This window comes from Klebsiella pneumoniae subsp. pneumoniae HS11286 (assembly GCF_000240185.1).
Classification (GTDB): Bacteria; Pseudomonadota; Gammaproteobacteria; order Enterobacterales; family Enterobacteriaceae; genus Klebsiella; species Klebsiella pneumoniae.
The window spans coordinates 2,530,045-2,545,566 of the sequence record NC_016845.1; the positions used below are offsets into that span (position 1 = coordinate 2,530,045).

A 15,522-nucleotide genomic window follows, 5' to 3' on the forward strand; every position below is an offset into this window, starting at 1 on the left:
CATAACTCTATATTTCCCTGATTTACTAAAGATAATTAGCTGTTATTTTTCCGAACAATGGCTGGTATTTCACCGCAATAATGGCATAGTTAAGTTATTGAAAAAGAACTTTCTCTGCAAAAGGAGTACGGGCCATGTATAAAAAAATTTTATTGCCTGTTGATGTCTTTGAAATGGATTTAAGCGATAAAGCGGTGCGTCACGCGGAATTTCTCGCTTCGGCCGAAAATGGCGAGATCACCTTGCTCAACGTTCTGCCGAACAGCAGCCGTTCGCTATTGCGCGGTTTTACGGCGGATATTCGTAAGTTTGAAGCCTATATGAAAGAAGAGTCGGAGAAAAAAATGCGCGAGGTGGCGCGACTGTTCGCCATCCCCATGACGCGGATCCATACCCGCGTAGTCTTTGGCAACGTGCGTGACGAAATTCTGGCTATCAGTAACAACGAAGAGTTCGATGTCATTGTGATTGGTTCCCGCAAACCGGGGATCTCCACCCATCTGCTGGGCTCCAACGCCGAGTCAATTCTGCGCTACGCCAAAACGCCGGTATTGGTCGTTAGATAATCCCTTCAATGAGGACGGCTGCGTCGGCCATGCCGGCAGCCGTCTGACTCTTATTCTTCACTAAACCAGTCGCGGTTCTCCTGGCGAATCAGCAGTACGGATTCGCTGATTTCATGCAAATGGATACTCATGGCTTTTTCTACCGCCTCGGCATCGCGTTTTTCCAGCGCGGTGAAAATCTCATGATGCTGGCGCAGAAGCATCTCAGGAGAGGTGACATGGTCCAGACTCATATAGCGGACGCGATCGATGGCGGCTTTAATATTTTCCACTGTCTCCCAGGCCAGCTGACAGTCGGCGATAATCGACAGCTTCTGGTGAAATTCATCATCGAGCAGGAAAAAGTCGTTTAACTGCTGCCGATCAACAGCAATACGCTGCTGGTGAAGATTCTGTTCCAGCTGATAAAGTTGCTCTTCGTTAATCATGCCGGCGGCACGGCGAACCACCGCGCACTCAATCGCCTGGCGGACGAAGCAACCATTACGCACCTGCGACAATGAGATTTTATTGACGTAGCTACCGCGCTGGGGACGAATCTGGATAAGTCCGTTTTCCGCCAGCTTAATGAAGGCTTCGCGCACCGGCTGACGAGACACCGCAAAACGCACGGAGACTTCTTTCTCTGACAGCGGTGTACCAGGCGGGATCAGGCAGTGCACGATATCCCGGCGGAGGATGCGATAAATTTGCTGATTGACGGGTTGCGTCGGATTCAGTTGCGATTCTGCGGCCATTGATGGTTACTTTTTAGGGGGTTATGCGCACTATTTTACGCGTTTTTTGCGTTTCCGCCCATACCCGGCCCGCAGGCCGGGTGGCTGACGGTTAGCCCTGACGGTGAACGCTGAGTCCGGCAAAGCTCTGACTCACCGGCATCATCTCCAGGGTGTTGATGTTGACATGTTTCGGCAGGGTGGCGACCCACCAGACCGCCTCGGTCACATCTTCCGGCGTTAGCGCTTGGGTATTTTCGTAAGCTTTTTCGGCTTTAGCGTCATCGCCCTTAAAGCGGACGTTAGAAAACTCGGTGCCGCCCACCAGACCCGGCTCGATGTCGGTCACGCGCACCGCGGTGCCGTGCAGGTCGGTACGAAGATTGAGGCTAAACTGACGGACAAAGGCTTTGGTCGCCCCATAGACGTTTCCGCCGGCGTAAGGCCAGCTGCCTGCCGTAGAGCCGATATTGATGATATGGCCGCGATTGCGCTCCACCATCCCCGGCAGCACGGCGCGGGTCATGTACACCAGCCCTTTATTATTGGTGTCGATCATATCTTCCCAGTCTTCCACACTGGCGCGGTGCGCCGGCTCCAGACCAAGCGCCAGGCCGGCGTTGTTCACCAGCACATCGATAGCCTGCCACTCGGCCGGCAGGTCAGCAATCAGCGTCTCAATGGCGGCGCGGTTGCGGACGTCAAGTTGCGCGATATAAAGGTTATCGCCCAGCTCGTCTTTCAGCGTCTTCAGGCGCTCTTCACGACGACCGGTGGCAATCACTTTATGACCGTTAGCGATAAAACGGCGAGTAATACTTTCACCAAAACCGGCGGTGGCGCCGGTGACCATGATAATCATCTTACTGTTCCTCAACGCTTTTTGTGTTTTCATACCATAGCACGCACAGGCGGCGACCGGTAACGGAAATCATTGCGACCCCTTAAGGAGAGGCCTAATCTTACAGCATTAGCCTGTACAGGAGAGAAAGATGTCCGAACGAAACCCCTTTTTTAGCGTCAGTACGTTGCCTTACCAGGCGCCGCCGTTCGATGTGATTGACGACAGCCACTATCGCCCGGCGTTTGATGAGGGCGTCCGGCAGCAGCGGGCCGAAATTCGCGCTATTATCGACAATCCGCAGCCGGCCAGTTTCGCCAACACGCTCGAGGCGCTGGAGCAGAGTGGTCAGCTGCTGGCGCGGGTGACGCGGGTCTTTTTCGCCATGGCTGGCGCCCATACCAATCCTTATATTCAATCACTGGATGAACAATTTTCCGCCGAACTCGCCGAGCTGGGGAATGACATCTGGCTTAATGCGGCCTTGTTTCAGCGCGTGAACAGCGTCTACGAGCAGCGCGACGCGCTGGCGCTGGACAGCGAGTCCTATCGTCTCCTGACCCTGACGTGGCAACGTTTTGTTCACGCCGGGGCGACGCTGGCTCCCGAGCAGCAGGCGGCGCTGCGCGCACTGAACACCGAAGCGGCTACGCTGCAAAGTCAGTTCCAGCAGCGACTGCTGGGAGCGGCAAAAAGCGGCGGCCTGGTGGTTGATTACCGGCATCAACTGGCTGGCCTGAGCGATGAGGAGATAGCGGCGGCGGCTGACGCAGCGCGTGAAAGAGGGCTTAGCGACCGCTGGTTGCTGACGCTGACCAATACCACCCAGCAGCCGCAGCTGCTTGCGCTGCGCGACCGGCAAACGCGGGAGAATCTCTTCGCCGCCGGCTGGACCCGCAATCAGCAGGGCGATGAGCATGATACGCGCGACCTGGTACTGCGGCTGGCGGCGATCCGCGCGCAGCAGGCTGAGCTGTTGGGAGCCGCTGATTACGCCAGCTGGGCGCTGACCGATCAAATGGCGGCTTCCCCGGCGGAGGCATTGGGCTTTATGCGTCAGATCGCGCCGGCGGCGCGGGCGAGGGCGGAACGTGAGTTGGCGGACATCCAGCAGGTGATCGACAACGAAGGCGGGGGTTTTCGCGCGACGGCATGGGACTGGCTTTACTACAGCGAGCAGGTGCGGCGGGCTGCCTATGCCATTGATGACGCGCAGCTCAAACCCTATTTTGCCCTCGAGCGGGTGCTGCAAGACGGCGTCTTCTGGACGGCCTCGCAGCTCTTTGGTCTGCGCTTTGTTGAGCGCTTCGATATACCGGTCTATCACCCGGATGTGCGGGTCTGGGAGATCTTCGATCACAACGGCGAAGGGATGGCGCTGTTTTACGGTGACTACTACGCTCGTGACTCAAAGAGCGGCGGCGCATGGATGGATGTGTTTGTCGAACAGTCGACTCTGCGCGCGCAGCGCCCGGTTATCTACAATGTCTGCAACTACGTCCGCCCGCAGGCAGGGCAAAGCGCGCTGCAGTCGTGGGATGAGGTGATCACCCTGTTTCATGAGTTCGGCCATACCCTGCATGGGCTGTTCGCCAGCCAGCGCTACGCCAGTCTCTCGGGGACCAATACGCCGCGCGATTTTGTCGAATTTCCTTCGCAGATCTTCGAACACTGGGCCAGCCAGCCGCAGGTGTTTGCCCACTACGCGAAGCACTACCAGTCCGGGGAGCCGATGCCGCAGGCGCTACGCGACAATATGTTGCGTGCGGCAACCTTCAATAAAGGGTACGACATGAGCGAGCTGTTGGCTGCTGCGTTACTCGATATGCGGTGGCATAGCCTGTCGACCTCGGCATTACCGGAGGAGGTGGACGCGTTTGAGCAGCTGGTGCTTCGGGAAGAGAACCTGGATCTGGCGGCGGTCCCCCCGCGCTATCGCAGCAGCTATTTCTCCCATATCTTCGGCGGCGGCTATGCGGCAGGCTATTACGCCTATCTGTGGACCCAGATGCTGGCCGACGACGGCTATCAATGGTTCGTGGAGCAGGGCGGTTTGACCCGTGAGAACGGTCAGCGTTTCCGTGAGGCGATTTTATCACGCGGGAACAGCACTGATTTAGCTGAACTGTATCGCCAGTGGCGCGGACACGATCCGCAGATTGAGCCGATGCTGAAAAATCGCGGGTTGAGTGCGTAGGGCAATTTTAGTCTGACAAGATAACCGGGCGCGCTGCCCGGTTTTTTGTCTGATCTAGTCGTAACCTTATATTTCTTTTACCTCACGCTGCCTAAATCTCTATCGCTCTCTCTCCCTTTAAGCATTAACGTGGCTTCTTCGATACGAATGAAGCGCCCGGAATCATCTATTTCAGCGAACATATAAACTTCCATGTCCACCTCTTCTCCGCTGCGCCTGGTGCACAGAACGCGATGCCTTGTGGCATAAAGATTCCCGTTACGAAGTTCGTCATGTAACTCAATTTTAGCGAAGGCGATAATTTCCCGGAGTCTACGCGCATGCTGAGCAAAGCCATCTAATCCTTCCCACTTGTTATCAGTACGCTGCCGATAACCGGGACTAAAATAGCGACTGAGTATCCGATCCAGTGGTATCTGTTGGTGGTTGATAATGTCATCCAATACTCTAGTAATAGTAATCATTTTTGATGGTTAGTCCTCTGTGAAAGTGATGAATACTTTACAATCGACTAACTGGCTTCAGTACGGTATAAAAGACATTAAACGCCTCAAACACGCCAATATGCACGATCCATTGATTCCATTCGAACCGGTGTTTTCCCCCCAGGGACCCACTTTACTCGTCGCGGTACGTCAGTCTGAGGTAATACGGGAGACTCCACGCCACCATCACAGCTGTGGGCAGTTAATCGGTGCCATACGTGGGCTACTTACGGTCGATGGCGGTGATTGTCGCTGGGTGGTACCGGCAACACATGCCGTCTGGATACCGCCAGGTGTTCCGCACGGCCTGCGCTCGCACGGTCCATATTCAGGATGGAGTGTTTATGTTTCTGCCAAAGCCTGTGGCGAGCTACCTGATAAGCCATCTGTTCTCTCAATGACAAATCTGCTGCGTGAAGCGATAACGCGAGCGGCTGCATGGCAAGGTGTAGAGCTTAATGCGTCCCAAAAACGTTTAGCTGGCGTTATTCTTGATGAAATTGGTTCCCTCCCCAGGGTTAATCTTGGGCTTCCAATGCCGCAAGATAGCCGATTGCTCAGAATCGCGCAGGCGCTGTCAGCAAACCCGGACGACGGGCGCAGGTTGGAAGAATGGGCAGCCTGGGCCGGCATGTCATCACGCACGCTCACGCGACGATTCCGAGCCGAAACGGGTTTTAGCTTCAATGAATGGCGACAGCGGATACGCTTACTCAGGGCGCTTGAGCTACTGGCTGCCGGCAAGCCAGTGACGGCGATAGCGCTGGATCTGGGATATGACAATGTGAGTGCCTTCATAGCCTTGTTCCGTCGGATGTTCGGCACTACTCCAGGGCGGTATAAAATTTAATTATCTCTTCGCTGAATATGATGCGTTATCCGCCGCTTTGATTACGTTTGTCATGGGCTGAGAGGGGCAAGTAATTCGGGCCCCTGATTTTTCACATTGCCGACCGCCCGCGTTACCGGGTGCCAGGTAAAATCGTCGGCGGAAACGGCTCCGTCGCTGGCAATCTCCGCCGATTCCGCGCCGGTGACATCCTGCCTCATCCATTCGCGGGCGGCTTCAGGCGTCAGGACCAACGGCCGACGGTCATGAATATCGACAAGACCGCGATCGGCGGCGGCCGTCACGATCAAGAATCCTTCGGCATGGTCCCCACGTTCGAACGGAGTCCGACCAATCGCGGCCATAAAAATTGGCTGGTCATCCTTACGCTGGATAAAGTATGGCTGCTTTTTATTTCCTTCCTTTTTCCACTCAAACCAGCCGTCGGCGAAGCAGATCGCCCGTCCGTGCTCCCACAGCGGCTTGAACATCCTGCTGGAGGCTGCAGTCTCAACCCGGGCATTAATCAGCGGCGGTTTATCCCACCATCCTGGCGCATAGCCCCAGTAAACGGCATCGAGATGGAGTTGCTCATCGCGTTCATTGAGGAGTAAAACTTTTGTCCCGGGCGCGACGTTATAGCGCCCGATAGGCGCCGGGTCCCAGGCAATATCTCGTTCGGCCGCTTCCACGAGATGCGCCAGGTATTCCTCCCGGCTTTGCGCTTGCGCAAAACGTCCGCACATAGCCACCTCCAGCGTGATGTCTGACTAACAGTATAGATCAGCTGCAAAACGGTGTTTTCACCTGCCCAAATACCACGCTCCTTCCACGTTAGTAGACCATTATTTCAGGCCGTCATCTTGCCTGACGTCGCGACAGTACACGCTGGGCGTTAGGCCTGGCATTGTCCGTTTATGCTTCATCGTTATTACCCTAACGCCTGTCTGATAAAGGAAATCGTTTTTACTCTTTTTATTATCTTTCAGAATTATCGCACAGAGTTTTACCTTTGTTTGAAATGGTTGTCGCTGGGTTGTATTTGAAAATATCCACCCCTTATTATTTAAAAAGTCATCTTTATCTTTTAAAAGGTTGTTATGAGTAACTTACTATTATTAGTCCTGGCGGTGGTGTTATTGTTTACATCTTTGTTTTTTGGCCTGTCCTATGTTAGAGAAAGAAGAAAAATGAAGATGCGCTTTAATAAATTCCGACGTTAACCGATCCTTCCTGCGGAAAGCGCAAGAGCAACAGATGAGAATCTCGTTAACTCTTGTTTGGTAGCTATTTGGAATTTTTTCATAATATTGATTTTGTGAGAGAAGATCGTCTTATGACTGATGCCCAGTTTTTGCGCTATCTGCTGATTGTTCATTCCCGTTCTGATCGCATTGATAATATAAAGTTGTGATTTGGTCAAGGTTAACCGAGGGCATTTGACACAGCGTCTGCTGTCTTTTTCCAGCCCACCGCAACTAGATGTTGTCGACTCCGTCAGACGTTTTGCAATCTGATTTTTTACGCGGCGCAAGTCGCTGTTCATGCTGATAAAAGTGGCATCGCCAAGACAAAGTGGTAACTGTTCAACCTGCAAAGCGCTGTCGGTGGCGACGAAAATAAAAATAGACGTGTGCGGAGGAAGTTTTTTGAAAAACGGGTGGCATAGATAATGTTCACCAGCGGCCATTTCTGTGAACAGCATATCAATCGGACCTAATATATCTGTGAAATAGTCCACAACGGAATACGGTTCACGGATGTGTTCTTCCTTCGCGATCTCGCTAAGCAGTTCGCAAATTCCGCGATTAAGAAATATGTTTTCAGTGTTAATTAAAATATCAGGCATAGTCATGGCGATCGTGAAAGTTGTCATGCATTTAAAGTGGAGAACATTAAATGCGTATGCCTTTAGGATATTTCTAATAATCAACAAATGCAATAAGTCTAATTTTGGACTTTGAGCTGGCGAGTAAAATTAATGGTATATTAATCAATGGCTTATTTTTTAGCGTTGCGCGGGCATGACCGCTAATTTGGCACAAACTGCTTAAATTGCTTATATTGCATGCGTAAATTCTGGTCTCAAATATATTAATCAGGGTTACTTATTCACTGTATGAATTGCTTTTTCAAAAATACCTTTTGCAGGCGCGGGTCCTTGAGGAGATTGCGCCTGAGCGAAACCTGGGGTGGTCATTGATAAAAAGGGGCGGGGTAGACCCGCCGCTGCGGAGAGTGAACAGCAACGGCGTACAACAGAATCAGTTATCAGGATTGTTGGAGATGCTTTTCCACACCATTCCCAGGCCGATCAACATCGACGCGAAGAGGGCGAACAGGGTGGTTGAGATAAAAATGCTGGCCATGGCGGTGCCTCAGAAAGTGCGTATGCAGATCATTAGGCACGGTGTCGGATGAAAGGTTCCTTACCCGGCCGGGTATATTTTCACCAGCGGCGTCCGGTTGACGGCAACAAGGCGAATACCACGTCGAAGCGCCGCTGTTGGCAAGGGGATTCTGACAGGCAGCCGGGTTGCTAACCGCGCTGTTCAAGGGGAGAATACACAACGGCAAGGGGGGAGCGATTCGGACGTTGACATCCCCTTAAACAAGTTATATATACATGTCGCTTCTGTTTATTGAATGTTAAACAGCATCAGTTATGGGACTCAGAAGCGCCACAGCCCCCGCCGTCGGGCGGGGGTAACTTCGCCACCGGCATGCTTATTTTTCACTGAGGCTGGCGAAGAAAATTTTTTTATTTCGGGTCTTGAAAAACGCGCCTTAGATATTATTTTATATAGCGGACAAGCAATGCTTGCCTTTATGTTGAGCTTTTGAATGGATATTCAGGAGGTTAATTATGGCACTCAAAACCTTGTCAGCACTCCCGGTATTTGCTGATTCTCTTTTTGCCGATCGCTTTAATCGTATTGACCGTCTTTTCAGCCAGTTAACGGGCGATACGCCGGTGGGCACTTTACCGGCTTATGATTTACAGAAAGTCGACGACAGCAATTTCCTGCTCAGCGTCAGCGTGCCTGGCTGGAAAGATGATGAGCTGGAAATAGAAACCGTAGGGGGGAATCTGCATATTTCCGGGAAACGCCAGGAAACCGATGCCTCGACAGACAGCGGTGAACGCTGGATTTATAAAGGTATCCGCCGCGCTAATTTCCAGCTCAGTTTCTCTCTTCCTGAACACGCCCAAATTAATCAGGCGCAGCTGGATAGCGGCATCTTAAAAATAGCCATCCACCAGGAAATCCCGGAGAGCGAAAAGCCACGTAAAATTGCGATCGAGAATCAGGGGCGCGTGATAGAACATAAAGTTTGATTCACCGTTGTTCCGACGATGTTACCTTAAAGGCCCGCCCTGCGGGCCTTTATCCTTTCCCCTGAAAATATAAATGGCCCCCCGACGACAAAGAAATCGATATGCTATTCTGTTAACAGACGCAGTGAGTCTGCTATTTCTTTCAATTTCGGCGAGGAGGAAGAATGACTGACGAGATCGATAGCGACGCAAACAATACGCATGAACTAACCGCTGAAGTGGCTCGGGCGCTGATCGCGCGCGGTTGGCGACTGACCACGGCGGAGTCTTGCACCGGAGGGAATCTGGCGGCAGCGCTCTGTGCCCAGGCGGATACCGCGGCATTTTATGATACCGGCGTAGTGACCTTCAGCGATGAAGCCAAGCGCAACGTGCTGCAGGTTCGCGCGGAAACCCTGGCGGTACACAGCGCCGTCAGCGAAGCCTGCGTTCAGGAGATGTCCTCTGGTATTCTGGCGCTCGCCGGGGCCGATATCGCCATCGCCGTCAGCGGCTACGCCGGACCGGAGGGCGGGGAAGATGGTACCCCCGCCGGCACGGTATGGTTTGCCTGGAATTTTCGCGGCCAGACTGAAACCAAACGGATGTGCTTTGCCGGCGACTGTGAGACCGTGGTGGCGAAAGCGGTACGATATGCCCTGGCGGCGCTGAGCGAAAAGCTTGCCCACTGGCAGTGACGATGCCCGGGGGCGCGGCCTTACAGGTCCATTGCCTGGCGCGCTACCGGCCAGCAAATCTCCCCGATGCCGTTAAGGCAGGGTCGGGAAAAGAGAAAGCCCTGAAACAGGCGTATGCCCACCGACTGCAGCCAGCACCACTCCTCCAGGGTTTCGACACCTTCAGCCACCACCGTAATGCCAAGATCCTCGCAGCAGCGGACGACCGAGGCGACAATCGCCTGTTTGGTGCCGCTAATATGGATATCGCGCACCAGTTCCGCATCCACTTTGATTTTATCAGGCTGAAAACGGGTCAGTAACGACAGGCCGGAATAACCTGCGCCAAAGTCGTCGATGGCCAGCTTCATGCCCGCGACGCGCAGGGCTTTGAGCACCTTGCGGAACTGGTCAAAGCAGGTGATCACCTCTGTCTCGGTCACCTCGATCAGTACCTGATCCGGTCTGAGGCCGGCCGCCAGCAGGCTGTCTATCAGCCAGCCTACGGCGTCAGGGTGGTGATACAGCGATCCGGGCAACAGGTTAATCGCCAGCTGATGTTTCCCGAGCGGCAGCTGGCCGGCGAGAGCGAATGCATATGCTTTGCTTTCAAGATCAAAACGGTAGCGATCCTCCGCCGCAATGGCGGCAAACATTTCCACGGGAGAGCCGCCGGTTGGGCTGCGGATCAGAGCCTCAAAGGAAGAAACTCGCTTTTTAGCCGGCTCGACAATAGCCTGCAGAGCAAACTGGCAAGGTTGACCGGGCAGGTGCTGCGGCGCGGCCGTACCTGACGCGGGCATCATCATCCAGCGAGAGGGCTGCAGCGGCTCGGGCAGGCAATAGCGGCCGCCGTCGGCAATGAAGGCGCTAAGCAGCCGGAACATCCGGTCGTTGACCGGTTCGGTGACCCCAAACGTGCTAAAGCGCAGAATTTCCTCCAGCGCGCCATCGGTTTCAAACAGCCGGAGATCCAGTATGCGCATTCCGGTGCCGTGAAAACGTCGGTAGGCTGAGTAATCGCGCATCAGCTCCACTACGTCGCGATGACGCGGGTCGCTTTGGATTTCGCTGAACAGCGACTCAAGTGCCTCCTCAGTCCCTTCCAGGACCTGGAAAAACTGCAGGCCGTTAAACAGCAGAATGCCGGTGATGCCAAGGGGCAAATTTTTACTGCTGGCGCGATGGACTAAAGCGTCGAGATCGACGGGCGGGCGGTCAGGATGAACCTGGCTGCGGTAAATCAGGGTGGTTAGCATAGTTGTTACGATCGCTCCCGCGGCGTAAGAACATCCGCGCTCAGCATGCAAGATGAGTATGGCCTGACCCTAAAGGAGGGCGAGGCTGATATGTACAAACATTCAACCAACCGTGATGTCCGCTACGCGGAACGCGAGCTTCACTTTGTGATTCCCTCCACTGTACAGGGAATTACACATTTGGCTATCTTTTTCTCATCCTCAATGCAAAAAGACGCTAACAGGCCTCTCATTCCCTCCTCAGACACTGGCGCTGCGTCTTATTTTACCTGTTAATATTCGCTACCAGGAATTATCCTACCATTCTATTTCCCACTCTCAAAAATGAGGCGCTGGTCTTGCCTGAATATAATCGAGTGAATATTATCACTCTAAATTAAATTCTTTTGTCAGGTTTGATATGAGCGACTTCTTTATTATTTTGTGTCTGATTTTATGTCCCATCATTTCTTTATGGAGTGGCTTTTCCTATATTCAGGAAAGGCGCAAGAGACGGTATGTTTTCCGTTCCAGAAGATGATTGTTTGACAGAATAAAATGACGAGTTGTATCAGCGTTTGGCGAGCAGTTGCACAAGGTTGTTAAACTGCTGACGGCTATTCAAATTAAATTTACTCATAATATTCTTTTTATGTGAATGAATCGTTTTGGGACTAATATTTAGCGCAGCGGCGACTTCATGCGGGCTCAGGCCAATACTGAACGCGTAAATGACTTTGGTTTGCGCGTCGCTGACCGACCTGCAGGCGCAATTAATGCAACGCCGCAGACGATTGAACGGCGGGTCTTGCCGCGGTAGCAGCGGACGCTCAATGGCGTTAGCTATCTCATCTTTCAGCCGCTGAACGCGAGCGTGAGGCGGCATAAATACCGCATGCTGCAGACAATTCGGTAAACCCTCATCTACGGTAGCGTGTTCATTGTCCGGGAAAATAAAAAGCGTATATTGTTCCGGGGCATGCTGAAAAAGATCCTGGCACAAGTACCACTCCCCCGCGACCATTTCCGTGAATATCACATCAGCTTGCGCCATCGATCCTGCATCCCATTGTTGAGAAAACTGATAGTGTGGCCGCCCGGCGGCCTTCATCGCTTCATCAACCAGTTCAGCAATAGCGACTCGCAAATAGTGATTTTTTATATTGAACAAAAAATTAGTCATATAACTTCCCTGTGGGCATTAAAAAACATATCTGGATAAATTAAAGAATATAATGATGATGCAGGTACTATTTTTAGCCGTGGTAATCTAAGGGATGTTTTCCATTAATGCAATATCTGGTGGGGAAAGTGAGATAACGGTATATTGATATGCGAAAGTTCCTAATAAACAAAGCCTTAAGCATATATTTGTCACTATTTAAAGCCGTTTCCTGTTTTTTTATTTTTGCGATGCATAAAAAGCTTAGTGATAGCCGCGCTCTGTTGTTAAAATTAGCGGAGGACAAGAATACAGGATGTATGCCGTACTTATGAAGCAGATGCTCTATTTGAAAATGCTGGCGTGGCTGGAGGATAATATCTATTGTAACCCGGCGATCGATGACCTGGCGCTGTATATGGGCTATTCACGTCGGTTTGTGTACGACGTGTTTTACCAGTATGGCCAGTTACCCATCGGGCAGTATATTCGTCTGCGGCGGTTGACCATCGCAGCGGTCAGTCTGCGCTTAACACGGCAACCGATCGCCGCTATTGCCTGGCAGTTAAGCTATGACTCGCCGCAGACCTTTTCCCGGGAGTTTAAGAAGCGCTTTTCGCTCTCGCCACGTGAATACCGTTGCGCGGCGCACTGGGACACGGCAAAGCTGTTGAAAAAGTTTCACCCGGACGGAGAGAGCCTACCTCTGGCTCGTTTTTTTTCTCTGCCGGAACAGGTCTATTATGGCTATCCGATGAAGTATGAACTGCGCCTGTCGGATTTGGTGTTGCAAAGCACCGCTAAGACGAGCATCAGACAAAAGGTTGACCGTTTTTTCACCGCTGGCGGAGGCTCGCTTTCCGTACTTTCCGACTACGCCGCGGCGAGCAAAAATGAGCTTAACGTCGAGGTTAACGCTTTTGTCGGCTGTCATGAGGCGGGAAAGCTGCCCCCCGCGCTGGCCATGAACAGCTCGCTGACCACCCGGTCAGGGCTTTATGTCGGGGTTGAATTCTACGGCAATTGGTCACGTTATGCTCGTTTATCCAGCGATCTGTATATGGAGCTGCTGCCATCCCTGGGGGTAAGTCGTCGGGACGGCTATGACATTGAATGTTTTATAACCCGCCATGCGGAAGGCGAAGAGGCAGGGGACAGGCGCTATCGCGTACGCTATTTTATCCCGGTGACGCTGTCGGCAGCGGGTCTGCGGTCTGACAGCGGTAGTGGGTCAGGGCCTGTGCCGGGGCGAAGTTAAGGTGGCCGGAGCCACCCAGGTTAACATCAAAGCGCAAACCACAGCAGCCAGGTGATGAGAAAGCCCGTCACCCCCATGATGGTTGTCAAGACGGTCCAGGTTTTGAGTCCATCCGGCACCGAGAGTCCGAGATAGCGCGTGACGACCCAGAACCCGGCGTCGTTGACGTGCGACAGCCCGAGCGAGCCGAAGCAGGTCGCCAGCGTCACCAGCACCAGCTGCAGCGGCTCCAGACCGACAACCGCCTGCGACAGCAGACCGGAGGTGGTGAGGATCGCCACGGTGGCCGAACCCTGCGAGGCTCTGAGCACCAGCGATAGCAGAAAAGCGGCGGGCATCAGCGGCAGATGTATTGTCTCCAGCGCCTCGGCTAAGGCATTACCGATGCCGGAAGCGACCAGTACGCCGCCAAAGGCGCCGCCGGCGCCGGCGACGAGGATCACGTCCGCCGACGAGGGGATCGCGCTGCCGGTGACTTCGCCCAGCTTTTTCAGGCTCATCCGCCGACGGATGCCCAGCGTCCAGCTGGCCAGGCCCAGGGAGATCAGCAGGGCGACCGGCGGGGTACCAATGACGGTCATCAGCTGGCGAACCGCGTTTTCCGGCAGCAGAAGCGCCTGACACAGCGTCCCGGAAACAATCAGCATGATGGGCACCACGATCAGCCCACCGATAACCAGCGCATTCGGCGGCGGCAGACGGGTCTGCTGCGCGTTAACCGAGAGATCCGGTACTTCCGCCGTTTGTTGCTGCTCCAGCACGTTAATCGACAGATGATAATGGCGCCGATTGATAAACCGGGCGACAAAATAGCCCACGATACCGACGACCACCGACACCCCAATCCCCGCCAGCATCAGCCAACCGACATCGCTATGCAGAATGCCTGCCGCAGCCGCTGCGCCAGGATGGGTGGGCAGCGCCACGTGGACGGTTAACATCACGCCGGCCATCGGCAGGCCAAACTTCAGCGGCGACACGTGGGCGACTTTGCTGAAGCCGTAGATTAACGGAATGATGATGATAAAGCCGACTTCAAAAAAGACCGGGGTGCCGAGAATAAAAGCCACGATGGTTAAGGCGGCAATGGTTCGTTTTGCACCCAGTACGCCGGTCAACGTTTTCGCCAGCGATTCGGCGCCGCCGGACATTTCAATCAGTACCCCCAGCATTGAGCCCAGAATAATAATGCTGGCGATGTGGCCAAGCAGGCCGCCCATGCCTTTTTCAATGGTGGTTATAATTTTATCTGCCGGAATGCCGGTGGCGAATGCCACCAGCAGACTGACGATCAGGAGCGCCACAAAAGGATGTGCTTTCGCTTTGATCACTAACAGGAGCAACAGCACTACGCTGGCTAACGCAATAAGTAACAGCGCCGATGTCGACATAGGTTTGCCTCGGGTATTAACAGGTGTACAGAGAGTTATTTTTTTAGAAAACGGCGTTTATTTTTTCCGGTAGGGCGAGAACCACCCCAGCCCGGAAAGCGTGTCTGTCCGGGGGATATATTCGCAGCCGATCCAGCCGTCATAACCGGTTTTATCCAGTAGCGCATAGAGCCACGGATAGTTTATTTCGCCCTCATCCGGTTCATGACGGTCGGGCAGGGAGGCAATCTGAATATGGCGATACTGGCCGGCATATTCGGTAATAAGATGGCTTAAATTGCCGTCCACCTTCTGCGCGTGAAACAGATCTAACTGCACCGCCAGGTTCGGCCTGTCGACCCGTTTCACCATCGCCAGCGTCTGATATTGACTGTGGTAGAGATAGCCCGGTTTGGTCTGCGGATTCAGTGCTTCGATGAGTATCCGCTTGTCGTGGCGGGCAAAGCACTCCGCGGCGTAGCGCAGATTACCGATAAGCACGGCCTCGCAGGCTGCGCGATCCGCTCCCGGCGGCACCACGCCGGCCATGATATGCACCTGCGGGCAACCGAGCTGGCAGGCATACTCCAGCGCCAGCTCAATATCGCGTCGGGCCTCCGCGCTTCTCCCGGGGATGGCGGCGAGCCCCCATTCTCCGGCGTTGACGTCGCCGGGTGGGGTATTGAACAGCACCAGCTGCAGCTGGTTCTCCTGCAGGCGCTGTCTGATTTCCCCGGCGGCATACTCATAGGGAAACAGAAACTCAACGGCTTCAAATCCCGCCCGGGCAGCGGCGGCAAAGCGTTCCAGGAACGGCAGTTCGGTAAACAGCATGGATAAATTTGCAGCGAATTTTGGCATGGT

Annotated in this window: 18 protein-coding genes; 8 read left to right on the forward strand and 10 right to left on the reverse strand. The window is 53.6% G+C overall.

From position 1 onward, the window contains the following. Positions 1 to 134: 134 nt before the first annotated feature. Positions 135 to 566: a putative universal stress protein G gene (locus tag KPHS_25000; protein YP_005226800.1), complete on the forward strand. Its 432-nt coding sequence runs from the start codon at positions 135 to 137 to the stop codon at positions 564 to 566. Between the two features lie 50 nt (positions 567 to 616). Here the strand turns inward: KPHS_25000 and KPHS_25010 are convergent, their stop codons facing one another. After that, complete coding sequence (locus KPHS_25010) at positions 617 to 1,303, reverse strand: GntR family transcriptional regulator (RefSeq protein ID YP_005226801.1); 687 nt, start codon at positions 1,301 to 1,303, stop codon at positions 617 to 619. 91 nt (positions 1,304 to 1,394) lie between these two features. Next, complete coding sequence (locus KPHS_25020) at positions 1,395 to 2,144, reverse strand: NADP-dependent L-serine/L-allo-threonine dehydrogenase YdfG (RefSeq protein ID YP_005226802.1); 750 nt, start codon at positions 2,142 to 2,144, stop codon at positions 1,395 to 1,397. A 130-nt stretch (positions 2,145 to 2,274) separates the two neighbouring features. Here KPHS_25020 and KPHS_25030 point away from each other — a divergent pair, with 130 nt between their 5' ends. Continuing rightward, complete coding sequence (locus tag KPHS_25030) at positions 2,275 to 4,320, forward strand: dipeptidyl carboxypeptidase II (RefSeq protein ID YP_005226803.1); 2,046 nt, start codon at positions 2,275 to 2,277, stop codon at positions 4,318 to 4,320. Positions 4,321 to 4,397: 77 nt separating this feature from the next. Here the strand turns inward: KPHS_25030 and KPHS_25040 are convergent, their stop codons facing one another. Further along, the gene (locus tag KPHS_25040) at positions 4,398 to 4,514 is read right to left on the reverse strand and encodes a hypothetical protein (RefSeq protein ID YP_005226804.1); all 117 of its coding nucleotides are present in this window, start codon (positions 4,512 to 4,514) and stop codon (positions 4,398 to 4,400) included. Positions 4,515 to 5,705: 1,191 nt separating this feature from the next. Further along, complete coding sequence (locus KPHS_25050) at positions 5,706 to 6,380, reverse strand: SOS response-associated peptidase (protein ID YP_005226805.1); 675 nt, start codon at positions 6,378 to 6,380, stop codon at positions 5,706 to 5,708. A 171-nt stretch (positions 6,381 to 6,551) separates the two neighbouring features. On the opposite strand from KPHS_25050, the gene KPHS_25060 reads away from it, so the two are divergent. Together KPHS_25060 and KPHS_25070 are read left to right on the forward strand one after the other, a co-directional pair. Continuing rightward, the gene (locus KPHS_25060) at positions 6,552 to 6,680 is read left to right on the forward strand and encodes a hypothetical protein (RefSeq protein YP_005226806.1); all 129 of its coding nucleotides are present in this window, start codon (positions 6,552 to 6,554) and stop codon (positions 6,678 to 6,680) included. Between the two features lie 54 nt (positions 6,681 to 6,734). Continuing rightward, positions 6,735 to 6,857, forward strand: a complete 123-nt coding sequence (locus tag KPHS_25070) for a small membrane protein (protein YP_005226807.1) — start codon at positions 6,735 to 6,737, stop codon at positions 6,855 to 6,857. Here KPHS_25070 and KPHS_25080 read toward each other — a convergent pair. Both KPHS_25080 and KPHS_25090 read right to left on the reverse strand, forming a co-directional pair. Beyond that, a complete protein-coding gene (locus KPHS_25080; RefSeq protein ID YP_005226808.1) occupies positions 6,854 to 7,489 on the reverse strand; it encodes a putative 2-component transcriptional regulator in 636 nt (211 codons plus the stop codon). The genes KPHS_25070 and KPHS_25080 overlap by 4 nt on opposite strands. Before the next feature lie 67 nt (positions 7,490 to 7,556). Beyond that, positions 7,557 to 7,679 carry a hypothetical protein gene (locus KPHS_25090; protein ID YP_005226809.1) on the reverse strand — a complete coding sequence of 41 codons (123 nt, stop codon included), beginning with the start codon at positions 7,677 to 7,679 and terminating at the stop codon, positions 7,557 to 7,559. A gap of 241 nt (positions 7,680 to 7,920) precedes the next feature. On the opposite strand from KPHS_25090, the gene KPHS_25100 reads away from it, so the two are divergent. From KPHS_25100 to KPHS_25120, 3 genes are all read left to right on the forward strand, one after another. Continuing rightward, the gene (locus KPHS_25100) at positions 7,921 to 8,055 is read left to right on the forward strand and encodes a hypothetical protein (protein ID YP_005226810.1); all 135 of its coding nucleotides are present in this window, start codon (positions 7,921 to 7,923) and stop codon (positions 8,053 to 8,055) included. Positions 8,056 to 8,500: 445 nt separating this feature from the next. Then, positions 8,501 to 8,974: a heat shock protein gene (locus tag KPHS_25110; protein YP_005226811.1), complete on the forward strand. Its 474-nt coding sequence runs from the start codon at positions 8,501 to 8,503 to the stop codon at positions 8,972 to 8,974. 164 nt (positions 8,975 to 9,138) lie between these two features. Continuing rightward, positions 9,139 to 9,651, forward strand: a complete 513-nt coding sequence (locus KPHS_25120) for a competence damage-inducible protein A (RefSeq protein YP_005226812.1) — start codon at positions 9,139 to 9,141, stop codon at positions 9,649 to 9,651. Between the two features lie 20 nt (positions 9,652 to 9,671). Here the strand turns inward: KPHS_25120 and KPHS_25130 are convergent, their stop codons facing one another. Both KPHS_25130 and KPHS_25140 read right to left on the reverse strand, forming a co-directional pair. Further along, positions 9,672 to 10,889 (reverse strand): diguanylate phosphodiesterase, encoded by a 1,218-nt coding sequence (locus KPHS_25130; RefSeq protein ID YP_005226813.1) that lies wholly within the window; start codon positions 10,887 to 10,889, stop codon positions 9,672 to 9,674. Positions 10,890 to 11,439: 550 nt separating this feature from the next. Next, a complete protein-coding gene (locus tag KPHS_25140; protein ID YP_005226814.1) occupies positions 11,440 to 12,051 on the reverse strand; it encodes a LuxR transcriptional regulator in 612 nt (203 codons plus the stop codon). A gap of 310 nt (positions 12,052 to 12,361) precedes the next feature. Here KPHS_25140 and KPHS_25150 point away from each other — a divergent pair, with 310 nt between their 5' ends. After that, a complete protein-coding gene (locus KPHS_25150) occupies positions 12,362 to 13,288 on the forward strand; it encodes a putative ARAC-type regulatory protein (RefSeq protein ID YP_005226815.1) in 927 nt (308 codons plus the stop codon). Positions 13,289 to 13,314: 26 nt separating this feature from the next. Here the strand turns inward: KPHS_25150 and KPHS_25160 are convergent, their stop codons facing one another. Continuing rightward, positions 13,315 to 14,679 carry a putative transport protein gene (locus KPHS_25160; RefSeq protein ID YP_005226816.1) on the reverse strand — a complete coding sequence of 455 codons (1,365 nt, stop codon included), beginning with the start codon at positions 14,677 to 14,679 and terminating at the stop codon, positions 13,315 to 13,317. Between the two features lie 57 nt (positions 14,680 to 14,736). Further along, entirely contained in the window at positions 14,737 to 15,519 is a 783-nt protein-coding gene (locus tag KPHS_25170; protein ID YP_005226817.1) for a putative epimerase/isomerase, read from the reverse strand. Between the last annotated feature and the right edge of the window lie 3 nt (positions 15,520 to 15,522).